This window comes from Occallatibacter savannae, assembly GCF_003131205.1.
In the GTDB taxonomy this organism is placed as follows: domain Bacteria; phylum Acidobacteriota; class Terriglobia; order Terriglobales; family Acidobacteriaceae; genus Telmatobacter; species Telmatobacter savannae.
Window position 1 is genome coordinate 1 of record NZ_QFFY01000001.1, and the last position, 11845, is coordinate 11845.

Sequence of the window (11845 nt, forward strand, 5' to 3'; positions counted from 1 at the left end):
GTCTGTATCAGATTCGGAAAGCTCTGTTCAAGAGTCGATGTTGTCTGGGCCGCGTGCGAGTTGGATGTTGAGGAAGTCTCCTTCAGGTTGAATGCGGACGTCGCGGAAGTCGCGGATCATCGGACTGTGGTTCAATTGCGCCGGTGGGCAGGTGGTGAGGAGCGCGATGACCTGCATGCCGGCGCGGAGGCCGGCATCGATGCCGGGCCGGGTGTCTTCAAAGACGACGCAGTCCTGTGGAGCTACGCCGAGTTGAGAGGCGGCGTGGAGGAAGCCTTCGGGGTCTGGCTTGCCGTTCTGAATTTCATCGATTGGTACGATGACGGTGGGCAGAGGCAGACCGGCGGCGAGGACGCGGGTCTCGGCAAGTTTGCGCCAGGCTGAGGTGACGAGAGCCCAGGGATGATTCTGCTTTTGCATGACGTCGAGAATTTCGGCGGCGCCGGGGACGGCGAGGATACCGCCGGTTTCGGTTTCTTCGAAGCGTGCGAGTTCTTCGAGGTCGGAGGTGTGGTCGTGGCCGGGGCGGAACTGCTCAAGCGTAGAGAGGGTGGGGCGGCCGTGCGAGAAGGCGAGAATGTCGGGGAGCGAGAGATTGTGACGCGCTGCCCAACTGGCCCAGGCGCGCTCGACGATCGCTGTGGAGTCGACGAGGGTTCCATCCATGTCGAAGAGGATGGCTCTGCAACGGATTTCGAGCATGACTCTATGGTCGCATCATGGGGTGGTAAGGCGACCGAAGGCGGTCAGGTGGACGACAGAGGCTGCGGAACCCATCCCCTATTTTGGTTTTTATTTCTGCGTACTCTTTCTGTCATATTCCTCTGCGGGAGAGGGTTAGGTGGGGATCGAAAGGGTTTTTGATCCGGATGTTTGCTTTTATTCCCGCCTACGCCAAGGCTTCGGCGCGACAGGCCGCCTGTGCCAAGGCTTCCGCCTTCGTTAAGGCTTCGGCGTGACAAGCCGACTTCGCTAAACTTTCCGCCTGCGCTAAAGCTTCGGCGTGACAAGCGGCGTGACAAGGGGCGGGACAAGGCGGTTCGTGAAGGTCGAAGTTGGACCATGAGATTAGTGTGCGCTTTTGTCTGCAATTAGACTGCAGAACGGACAGTAGGAATTTGCGGAGTGGAATGAGAGGGTTAGAGGTTTCGCGAGGAGAGTAGGGTTGACTCTTTGTAGAGCGGGAGATGCGTTGAGGTTCACGTTGCGAGCGCACTCGCCAGCCAGCTTCATTCGCAGGTCTCAGAATCGAGAGACTCTTGGATTAAGATCCTTCTGTGAAGACGTCTGCGAGCACTAGCAAGTTCAAAGTCGGAGCGTGGACAGCAGCAGCATGGATAGCCGTCGTTCTGTCCTTATACTCAGTTTTCGTGATTCTCAACACTTGGTTCCTCGTCCCATACGATTCCGCCGTCCTCACACCTTCGCAGCTCGTAAAGTTCAAAGCAGAGATAATTGCAGTCGCAGTCTCCGCGCTAGTTGCGCTCGTTCTTTTCGCAAGTGGGCCTTTCGGAGGCCCAACGATGATCGAGATTCCCAGTGACTACCTATCGTTTCTTGGCCCGTGTCCGTCTGGCCCGATGACCGCCGTCTCGAGCATGACTCGAAGATGCCTCAGGGGCTAAAGCCCACGTCTTTTTTGGCGTTTTTCGGCACGACTGAAGTCGTGCCCTGACGCTTCTTGCTTCGGCGATGATTTGTTCGGCAATGATCTGTTCGGCGATGATCTGTTGCGATTGAAGTTTTGCCCTTTCAGACGACGCGATCTCGGATTTGTTTGCAAGCTATAAGTTAAGCGCGGAGATTCAAGGCGCTGACAGGAATCGCAGGATCTCTTGCATCACGCGGGCGCTCTGGTCTGTTTGGAAGAGGAACTGAGCATGGGCAGAACCCGCGAGCACGATCAACTTCTTTGGCTGAGGGGCCTTTCGGTATTGAGCCTCGATGCCCGGCAGCCTTGGGCCACTCGCGTTGCTGTCGTCGCGCGCGACGATGAACAGTGCGCGTGATTTGAGTCCATCGGCGGGGAGATTTGGCGCTGCGCCGAGAAAGACGACCCGATCGATTTCGCCTGGATTCGATTTGATGGAGGCGTCGCCTGCCGCACCGCCGCCGAAACTTCCTCCGATTACGGACGCTGTTTTTGCGCCGGCGGTTTTGAGGTAGCGGACGGCCGCGAGTACGTCTTTGTCGAAGGGAGCGTTGTCAAAGTCCTCCTGGCCCGGACCTTTGGAACACCCGATGCCTCTGAAGTCGATGGCGAGGACTTCGAACCCGGCTGACTCGAGTTGCACTGCCTGGTCTCGCCAGCTTTCTTTCGTGAACCTGCCGCCGTGGGCAAGCACGACAGCTTTAACGGAGTGGCCATACAGGTCGGCACAGACGCGGCCTCCATCGTCCGTTGCAAACGAGACTGCCTGCTGTGCCGGAGCGACGGTGCAGAGTGCAAGGACGATCAAGATGGGCAGTACTCGCATGCGCGGATTATACGGCTGGATGGTCGAAGCACTCTTGCGGAGGTTTGGGCAATGCCGGAGCGCGGTTGGGAGCCGCGCTCCGGCACTGGTTGGGAGGGAATTATTTGTCGATGCGGCGCGCAATCATCGATGCTGCGGGGCCGTTGAAGAAGACGAGGCCGCGGACCCTGATGGTGTCTCCGTTGCTGACCGAAGTGAGACCGTGCAGGTCAGTCGACGGCTGCCAGACGATCTGCAGCGAGGTGCTTCCCGAGAGCTGGGAGAAGGCCGCGTCTGAAGGAAGCGAGAGGGTGAAGGTAGCCGGTCCGGATGAGGTGGCTCCGGTGAGTCCTGAGACGATGCCAACAAGGGCCTGCTGTTGGAGACGCACTCGTTCTGCGCTGAGGGTGGTGCCGGTCATTGCGTCATGGCTGTCGATTTCGACGCGCTGGCCCGCATGCACCGAGGCTGAGTCGAACGGGAATTCTGACGAGGGCAGGGTGCCGAGGCCTTTGGTGTCGATGTCACCGGTCTTGACCTCAAACCGCGCGCCGGATACGTTGACTGTCGCCGATGCTCCGATCTTCGAATCGTCAACCCCGGAACCGGTTCCGTGATCTGCGACGAGTGTCAGGCTGGTTGCAGGTGAGCCCGCAACGACGGTTATCGTGCCCTCGAGTTCTGCTCCGGTTTCGTTTTCCAGGCCTTCCACTTTTCGCGCATACAGAGAGCCGTCGGCGCGCGTGGCGCCCTCGACGGTCACGATCGAGTTCACTACCAGGCTTGCAAGGCTTGCGCCATCTTCGAACTCTGTCTTGCTGTCTGTGGCGAAGGTCAGCTGAGCCCCGGTATCTGCAACCGTAAGGTTGAAGGAGCTTCCGCTGACGGCTGTTACTACGCCGGTTGTGTCTTCTAACTCGCCGTCGTCATGCCCTTGTTTGTCTTCCGCTGCTACTGCGGCTGTGCTGACGGTGAATGATGATGCGGAGATGTTAACTCCTGTGACGTTCCCCGATGCATCGAAGGTGAGAGACTTCGAGACGTCGAAGTCGATGTTGATTACCGCAGATGCGCCGCTGATTGAGAGAGATGGGCTGAAGGGGATGTTGACATTCTGATTGAATGAGGGCTCGATGTGCTGCGGCTGGCCCGCGGAGTTTATGAATGTCACTTCAGGATTGGAGATTGTGAGGGAAGCTGCTTTGTATGTTCCCTGGGTGATCTTCAGCAAGCTAAGCGGTAGATTGGTGCCGGAGAGGTGGCTGAGTTCAATGCGCTGCGCCTTCGCGAGAACCGTGGAGGTGTTCCCGGCGTCGTCGGTGAGGGAGACGGGTCCCACAGCCACTTCGAAGGAGATGACGCGCGCTGCGGGAGCGTCGCCGATCTTGACCTGTGTGGTGACCTTTGAAGTTGCTGCAGTGCTCGGGGCGGTTGATGTTCCCGAAGTGTAGCTGCCGCAACCTGAAGTGACGATTGCGAGACCGAGCATGCATGGCAACAGCAAGAATTCGCCTGCTCTTTTTGTGCTGCGAGAACGAACCTCTGACATCATCTTTCTCCTTTAGCTTCGGTGCGGGATCTTTGCGGAGGTCGTTGCACGCACCGGAAGACAATTGGGGAATCTTGATGGGGATGCTAGAGGCGGGTGTTGCGCGAGATGTCACCAGAGTGTCAGCACCGCGTCATTCTTTGCTCGCGTGGTGCGCGTGCGGTACGAAAGGGAAGTGGGAGCGCGAACTGGGGTAATTGGGGAGCGACAGAGTTGATGGCGGTTGCTTCACTGTAGGAGGGTGAATTGCAAAAGCGGGTCCTTCGCTTACCACCCCCGAACTGAAAGACGTTCGGGGCCCCTTGCGCTCAGGATGACAGCTTCCTGGTGGAGAACTTTTTTCTTGAAGGTGTTCGAGGCTGCTACATCAATTTGCGGCGAACGAGGTCGAGGGCTTGCTGGCTGGCCCACTCGCGGACGCGGTTTCGGTCGCCGCGGAAGTTGCGCTCGAAGGACTCGTTGGTGGTGGCGTCGCTGACGGCGATGTAGACGCGACCGACGGGTTTGGATTCTGTGCCGCCGCCTGGTCCGGCTACGCCGGTGATGCCGAGGCCGAGAGTGGCGCCGGTTTTCTTGCGAATGCCTTCGGCGAGGGCCTGGGCGACTTCAGATGAGACGGCGCCGTGCTTTTCGATGAGATCGGCGGGTACGTCGGCGAACTGCGTTTTCAGTTCGTTGGAGTAGACGATGACGCTGCCGAGGAACGAGCGTGAGCTGCCGGGGACGGAGGTGATGCGCTGCGCGATCATGCCGCCGGTGCAGCTTTCAGCTACGGCGAGCGTGGCCTGGCGGAGTCCCAGGTAGTAGAGGACGATCTGCTCGAGGGATTCGCCTTCAGCGGAGTACATCCAGTCGTCGAGCGCTTCTTCAAGTTTCGTGGCGAGTTCTTCGACGCGCTTCTCGGCGAGTTCTTTGTTGCGGTGGGTGCAGATGAGGGTGAGCTGGATGTCGCCGGCGTGGGCGAGGATGGTGGTTTCGACGTCGGTGTAGGTGGTGTAGATGGGCGAGAGGAGCTTGTCGGCCTGCGACTCGGGGATCATCGCGGCTTTGAGTGTGCGCTTAGCCATGTAGCGCGCGGGGAGGATCTCGCGCAGGCGCGGGAGGCATTCGGTTTCGAAGAGGGGCTTGCACTCATGCGGCGGCCCGGGAACGAGAACGAGAATTTTGCGGAAGCCGGAGTAGGTGGTTTCGAGCCACTGGCCGGGGGCGCTGCCGTTGGGGTTGTTGAGGAACTGCGCGCCTTCAATGAGGTCGGCCTGCTTGAGATTGTTTTCGGGCATGGAGATGCGCCATGCGGCGGCACGGGTGTGGAGAGCGGCGACCTGTTGCGCGTCGCGCTTGAGGCGAAGGGAGAGAGCTTCGGCGACGCACTCGCGGGTGAGGTCGTCTTCCGTGGGGCCGAGACCGCCCATGAGAATGAGGATGTCGGTGCGGCTTAGGGCGGTTTTGATCACGCCGACGAGGTCTTTGCGGCGGTCGCCGACGATGGTTTTGAAGGCGACTGTTACGCCGAGCTCATTGAGCTTTTCGGTGATGTATAGGGAATTAGTGTCCTGGCGGAACGGGGTCAGCATCTCGGAGCCGACAGCAATGATTTCAGATTTCATGAAAAACAGCCTTTAGCTTTTAGCCTTTAGCTTTTAGCTTGATGATGACACGATGACGTGGTTTTGAAGCGAGACGCTTGCGCATCGATGCGATGGCAGAATGCGGGCACATCGGCCCAGAACTAGAAGGCGACCATGCCTTCTACTCCCAAATCCACATCATAAACTGCGTCGCCGTCGGCGAGGATTGTGGAACCGAGGGGCGAGAACGCAATGCCGACGAGGTTGGGAGCGGCGACGACGAGGGTGGCTTCGCCGGAGGGCGCGATGCGAACGAGGCCGCGACGGCCGTGGAGGCTGGCGGTGACGTAGATGTCTCCGTTGGAGGCGAGGGCGAGTCCCTGAGGGCGGCCGAGTCCGCGATACCAGGCGCGTGCTTCACCGTGGGTGTTGATGGCCCAGATGGCGTCGTTGGAGGAGAGCGTGGGGCCGGTGACGTAGAGGGTGCCCTCTGTGTCGACAGCGAGGTGATAGGCGGAGACGCTGGGCTCGAGGGTGGCGTAGACGAAGATCTTGCGGTCCTTGTCGATTTTGAAGATGGTGCCGCTGCGGTCGCCGACGAAGAGATTGCCTTGCGCGTCGAAGGCGCAGCCGGTGGCGACGCCCATGCCTTCGGAGTAAAGGGTGGATTCTCCGGCGCCGTCGATGCGGTAGACATTCCCCTCGGCGCGCGAGGTGACGAAGAGGTCGCCATCGGGGCTGAAGGCGAGGCCGGTGGCGTTGAGGATTCCCGTGACGAAGGGAGTGCCGCGACCGTCGGGGCTGACGCGGACGACGGAGACGGGAGTCTGCTTGCCGCGCTGGCCGGAGATGGTGGCGTAGATCATGCCGGAGCGGCTGACGGCGGGGCTGGTGACGGGGTGGAGTCCGCTGGAAAGTTCGCGCGCGATTTTGAGCTGGGCTCCGTTGCTGACGCCGGAGGGCGTGCGAACTTCGACGAGGGCGGTGGTGGCGGAGTCGGGAACGCGGAAGGCGACGCGACCGGGTCGGCTCATGAGGACCATGGCGTGATGCGTGCCGAGTACGACGATGGGTGGGCCGTTCGGGGTGGGGCCGAGGTTCTCGCCGTGGAGTTCGACTTCACCTTTGGGCAGAGCTGCGGAGGGTACGACTTCGTCGATGCGCGGTGTCATTGCTTCCCGGTCGGATTGGATGCTGGCGGTCGGCATCTGTTTTCCTCTCAGATCCAGAGGCGCAGCAGCGATGCTACACCCAAAGCATACAGCCCGGCTGCGACGTCGTCGAAGACGATGCCCCAGCCTTCGGGGAGGCGTTCGAGACGGCGGACGGGGAAGGGCTTGGTGATGTCGAAGACACGAAAGAGGACCAGGGCGATGAGGCCGTGACGCCAGTCGGCGGGGCTGAAGAGGAGCGTGATCCACTGGCCGGCTACTTCGTCGATCACGACGAAGCCGGGGTCGTGGCGGCCGCTCTCTCGGGCGGCGATGGTAGCGGCGGGGACACCTAAAGCGATGGATAGGAAGGTTCCAGTAAAAAGCAGAATCAAAAGGAGTTGTGGGCCGGCGTGAAAGCCGATTCCGGCAAGAGCCCAGAGGAGCATTGCGGCGACGGAGCCGTAGGTTCCAGGACCGGGCTTGCCGAGACCTGCGCCGAAAAAGGTGGCGATGGCCCAGGCCCAGACGGTGCGCGTTTTGGGCTGCGGCGCCGGGATGGTTGCGGGGCTATTCGTCATCGCGATTTGTGGGGCGGCGGACGGATTCGCCCAAGTCTTCGAGGACCTCGGGGTCGAGTACGGGTGAGCTGATTTTGTAGACACCCATCGCCCATTTGCCGAGGTCGATTTTGCGGCAGCGATCGGAGCAGAAGGGAAAGTCTTCGTCTTTAGCGGTGACGATCATGCCGCAGGTTGGGCACTTGAGGACTTTGGCGGATTTTTTCTTTGGGGCCATGGACAGATGTGTGGGCGCACAGGCGAAGCCGCCTAGGTTAATCGTACTCGTTTTGGGGGATGGTTGCGTTCCGTCGCCCCTACGGGGCTCGGATCGTTTTTTCTGGTCTTACCCAGGACTGCGCCGCTACGCGGCTTGTCCTGGGCTAACGTCCGTTGCCCCTGCGGGGCTCGGTTGATGTCGTTATACTGCCGGAGATTCTACGGTGGTTAGATTCGAGGAGGTTGAGTTGCGATTCTTGCGGTTCATCAGTGCTGGTCTTCTGTTCACGATGTATCTGACGGTGGCGTCGAGTGCTCAGCAGAAGCCGCTCTCGCCCGAGCAAGCGAAGGTTGTGGAGACGGTGAAGGGGATCTTTGTCGCGGCCAAGGCGGATGACGCAGCGAAGTTCGACCAGCTGGTTCTGCCGGGGTTTTACATGTACGACGTGGGCAAGCGGTTCGATGGCGATGCGATCATCGGGCTGATTCGCGAGTATCACGCGAAGGGAATGAAGTTCGAGTGGAACGTGACGGAGCCGGATGTCCACATCACGGGGAACACTGCGTGGATCGCGTATGTGAACCGGGGAAGGATCACTGATCCGCAGGGCAAAGCGACGGAGCAGAGCTGGCTCGAGTCGGCATTTCTGGAGAAGCGTGGGGGAGCTTGGAAGATCGCATTCTTCCACAGCACGCGGGTTCCTGCTGAGCAGGAAGCGCATTAGCAAAGATCCGAGCAGCTAGCGCTGGCCGACGGCGAGGGGGCCGGAGGTGATGCGGGCGACGAGGTCGTAGTCGTGTGCCTCGGTGATCTGGGCGCGGTAGAATTTGCCGGCTTCGAGAGTGGCGAGGTCGCCGAAGTCATTGATGTAGACCTTGCCGTCGATTTCGGGGGCGTGGAACTCGGTGCGGCCTTCCCAGAGGAGTTCGGTTTCGGAGCTTTCGCCTTCGGCGAGGATGACGAGTTCGCGGCCGATCCACTGCTGCTTGGCCTGCTTTGAAATCTTCTGCTGAAGCTTCATGAGGCGGCGCTTGCGGGCTTCAATGGTGCGCTTGTTGAGTTTGGCATCGAGGTCGTGGGCTTTGGAGCCTTCTTCATCGGAGTAATTGAAGACGCCGAGCCAGTCGAATTTCGCCTGGCCAATGAACTCCTCCAAGAGTTCAAAGTCGCGGGGCGACTCGCCGGGGAAGCCGACGATGAAGGAGGTGCGGAGGGCGATGCCTGGGACGGCGGCGCGGACTTTTTCGACGGTCTTGAGGAAGATGTCGGCGCCGGCGCCGCGCTTCATGCGCTTGAGGACTTCGGGCGAGGCGTGCTGGAGAGGGACGTCGAGGTACTTGCAGATGTTGTCGTGACGCGCGATGGTTTCGAGGAGCTTGCCGGTAATGCGGTTCGGATACGCGTAGAGGAAGCGCAGCCAGCGCAGGCCTTCGATGCGTGCGAGGGCGTCGAGGAGCGTCGCGAGGCCGTCTTTGATGCCGAGATCTTCGCCGTAGCAGGTGGTGTCCTGGCCGATGAGGGTGATCTCCTGCACGCCGGAGGCGACGAGGCGCTGGGCTTCGGCGACGACGGACTCGAAGCGGCGGGAGCGGAATTTTCCGCGGAGATTCGGGATGACGCAGAAGGTGCAGGGATGATCGCAGCCTTCGGCGATTTTGATGTAGGCGGAGGTGCGGCCAGTGGAGATGAGGCGCGGTGTGTCCTCGGTGTAGAGGTAGGTGGGGAGGTGGTGGGTTGCGCCGTACCAGTCTTCGCGGCTGAAGCGGCCCTGGCGTTCGCGGTGATCGCCTTCGGGCCGTCCACCCCAACGACCAAGACCCGTCGTTGGGGACCCCGGTTGGAAGGTTGGGGCAGGAGCTAAAGCCCCACTCTCAATGGCGGCGGTTTCGGCACGACTAAAGTCGTGCCCTGACGCTTCTTGCTCTGAGCTGGCGAGGTCGTGCCCTGACGCTTCTTGCTTTGCGCTGAGTTCAGAGTGAATTGGGGAAGAGGTATTTGAGCCGGCTTGGCCGTGACCTGATGCTTTGTGGGTGCCGGAGAGGGATTCCTGGCCGGAGCGGATTTCGGTGGTGGCGGCGAGGATGGTGAAGGGCGAGGGGGCGGTTGCGGCGGGGCGGGCGATGCCGGCGGCGTCGAGGATGGACTCGAGTTCGCCGGTGCCGACGACGGCGTCGACTTCAGGGATGCTCTTGCGGATCTCGTCGCGGTAGCGCTCGACGAGGCAGCCGGCAACGATGAGCTTTTTGGCGTGGCCCTCGGTTTTGAAGCGGGCCATCTCAAGGATGGTGTCGACGGACTCCTGCTTGGCGGTGTCGATGAAGGAGCAGGTGTTGACGACGAGGATTTCGGCGTCCTCGGGGCGGGAGGTCAGGCGCGCGCCACCGCGGTCGAGGAGGCCCATCATGACCTCGGAGTCGACCAGGTTTTTGGGGCAGCCTAACGAAACAAAGCCCACGGTGGGAGCCGTGGGTTGGGAAGATTTGCTCACATGTCTATTGTACCGGGAATGTGATTTCGGAGCGAGATGGAGACGGTATGGCTGACGCGGCGGCAGTGCGACGGACAGGGGGCGCTTAGTGGCTGAATCGGGGCAGTTTAGGTATACTACACTTTGCCAATGTAAATGTGGCATAATGTAGGAAGAGGGTTTGGCTCATGAGCGCGGCGCATGCACAGATCGGAAACTGGCTGGGATTTCAAGTTCCGGCGGGCGACAGGGACTTGCTTTCCGTTGTGGAGAACCGGTTTTCGCCCGAGGTGATCAATCGGCTGCTGAAGCTGGGGCTGGTGCGCGCGGAGGTGGACAAGGTGGTGATCGCGACGAGGACCTTGCAGCACCGGCGGTCAAGAAAAGAAAAACTCAGCGTGGAGGAGTCGGATCGCGTGCTGCGCATTGCGCGGGTGCTGGCGGCGGCGGAGGCGACGTACGGCAGCAGGGAGCGCGCGCTGGAGTGGCTGCGCACGCCGATTGCGCGGCTGGGAGAGCGCAGCCCGCTGTCGCTGCTGACGACGGAGACGGGCGCGCGGATTGTGGAAGAGACGCTGACGCAGATCGACGAAGGAATGTTTGTCTAGATGATTCTGTGGCGGGTGAGCCGCTTTCGCGATCTGAAGGGGACCGGCGGGCTGCGGGCGAGCGGGCGTTGGCATACGGCCGGACGCCCGATCGTCTATCTGGCCGAAAGCGCGGCGGGCGCCATTCTGGAAGTGTGCGCGCATACGGCGTCGAACAACGTTCCGCCGGCGATCGTGATGCTGGAGATTGAGGGACCGGAGATGACTGTTCCGGCGGTGGAGCAGAAAGAGTTGAAGGGGGATTGGGTCGGGGAGATCGAGACCACGCGCGCTATCGGGGACAGGTGGCTTGCGGCGGGGAAGTCGGCGCTGCTAAGGGTTCCCAGCGTGATTGCGCCAAGCACGTTCAATGTTCTGTTTAATCCGGTGCATCCTAAAGCGCGGGAGTTTGAGATACGACAAGTGTATGTGTATCCGTTTGATCCGAGGTTGAAGAAGTGAAGGGGCGGTGAATATGCGAATGGGTGGGAATCCATAAATGATCTGTTCGAAGTTGCTCGCAGAAGCGATAGAGGGTCTTTACACTGCCTTCTCGAGTTATCCACTGCCTACTGACACGCGGCCCTGTCCATGTTGCCATTCAACTGATGTGAACGCTCTACTTCATGCTGCGCCTCTGCGGGAGCTTCAGTGGCAGCATCTCGGCGGGTATTCGACTGAGGCCGTAATGGTTTGGGGAGACACGGATTGTTATAAGCATTTTCTGCCGAGAATTTTCGAACTACTAATCATCGATGGGGAGCGATTCAGATCGCCGGATCCTGAACTAGCTTTTGGCATTCTGCGTCACGGCGAGTGGCGGACATGGCCACAAGCGGAACAGCGTGCAGTGAAGTCTTTCCTGCGGGAAGTCTGGGACGGTGCTTTGAAGCACTCTCCGCTCGATGAGAGATACCGCAGACATCGAGAGCTGGATATGTGCAATCGGCCAAGCCGAGGATGATCTCGCGCCATACCTCAAGCAATGGGAGAGGGACAGATCGCAACCCGCGTGTCTGGCCCTAGCTGGATTTCTTCTCGGTAGCGCAATTACGCGCTCAAAGAAACAAGGTCGCAATGAATTCTGGGCCGATCGGGATACTCAATATGCTCAATTACAAAATTGGGTGAAATCCGCGGTAGTGCTGGAGAAACTCACGCAGGCCTCGGAGAAGTGGCCGGAGACAGAGGAGTTCAAGGCGGCGATTTCGATCGTTCAATAGGCTTCCGCCGGAGTTTCTCTTGCCTGAGGACGTTTCTTGTCGAGAACAACCGCGGATCCTTCGA

11 protein-coding genes are annotated in these 11845 nt (G+C 60.3%); 3 read left to right on the forward strand and 8 right to left on the reverse strand.

Annotation, left to right across the window (positions count from 1 at the left end):
* Positions 1-27: 27 nt before the first annotated feature.
* The 7 genes from DHV10_RS00005 to DHV10_RS00040 all read right to left on the reverse strand — a co-directional run bounded on the left by DHV10_RS00005 (position 28) and on the right by DHV10_RS00040 (position 7522).
* Positions 28-702 (reverse strand): HAD-IA family hydrolase, encoded by a 675-nt coding sequence (locus DHV10_RS00005; RefSeq protein WP_109484287.1) that lies wholly within the window; start codon positions 700-702, stop codon positions 28-30.
* 1103 nt (positions 703-1805) lie between these two features.
* A complete protein-coding gene (locus DHV10_RS00015; protein WP_109484289.1) occupies positions 1806-2477 on the reverse strand; it encodes an alpha/beta hydrolase in 672 nt (223 codons plus the stop codon).
* A gap of 100 nt (positions 2478-2577) precedes the next feature.
* Positions 2578-4005 carry a DUF5666 domain-containing protein gene (locus tag DHV10_RS00020; RefSeq protein WP_162601077.1) on the reverse strand — a complete coding sequence of 476 codons (1428 nt, stop codon included), beginning with the start codon at positions 4003-4005 and terminating at the stop codon, positions 2578-2580.
* 362 nt (positions 4006-4367) lie between these two features.
* Positions 4368-5612 (reverse strand): competence/damage-inducible protein A, encoded by a 1245-nt coding sequence (locus tag DHV10_RS00025; RefSeq protein WP_109484291.1) that lies wholly within the window; start codon positions 5610-5612, stop codon positions 4368-4370.
* A 122-nt stretch (positions 5613-5734) separates the two neighbouring features.
* Complete coding sequence (locus tag DHV10_RS00030; protein WP_109484292.1) at positions 5735-6781, reverse strand: NHL repeat-containing protein; 1047 nt, start codon at positions 6779-6781, stop codon at positions 5735-5737.
* Positions 6782-6792: 11 nt separating this feature from the next.
* Entirely contained in the window at positions 6793-7305 is a 513-nt protein-coding gene (locus DHV10_RS00035) for a phosphatidylglycerophosphatase A family protein (protein ID WP_109484293.1), read from the reverse strand.
* Positions 7295-7522 (reverse strand): DNA gyrase inhibitor YacG, encoded by a 228-nt coding sequence (locus DHV10_RS00040; protein ID WP_109484294.1) that lies wholly within the window; start codon positions 7520-7522, stop codon positions 7295-7297. The genes DHV10_RS00035 and DHV10_RS00040 overlap by 11 nt, the downstream gene beginning before the upstream one ends.
* A 229-nt stretch (positions 7523-7751) precedes the next feature.
* On the opposite strand from DHV10_RS00040, the gene DHV10_RS00045 reads away from it, so the two are divergent.
* On the forward strand, positions 7752-8228 hold the full coding sequence (locus tag DHV10_RS00045; protein WP_162601078.1) for a YybH family protein: 477 nt from the start codon (positions 7752-7754) through the stop codon (positions 8226-8228).
* A gap of 15 nt (positions 8229-8243) precedes the next feature.
* Here the strand turns inward: DHV10_RS00045 and DHV10_RS00050 are convergent, their stop codons facing one another.
* The gene (locus DHV10_RS00050; RefSeq protein WP_239461223.1) at positions 8244-9992 is read right to left on the reverse strand and encodes a MiaB/RimO family radical SAM methylthiotransferase; all 1749 of its coding nucleotides are present in this window, start codon (positions 9990-9992) and stop codon (positions 8244-8246) included.
* A 167-nt stretch (positions 9993-10159) separates the two neighbouring features.
* On the opposite strand from DHV10_RS00050, the gene parS reads away from it, so the two are divergent.
* Positions 10160-10579, forward strand: a complete 420-nt coding sequence (gene parS / locus DHV10_RS00055) for a type II RES/Xre toxin-antitoxin system antitoxin (protein WP_109484297.1) — start codon at positions 10160-10162, stop codon at positions 10577-10579.
* Positions 10580-11020 (forward strand): RES family NAD+ phosphorylase, encoded by a 441-nt coding sequence (locus DHV10_RS00060; RefSeq protein ID WP_109484298.1) that lies wholly within the window; start codon positions 10580-10582, stop codon positions 11018-11020.
* Positions 11021-11845: the final 825 nt, after the last annotated feature.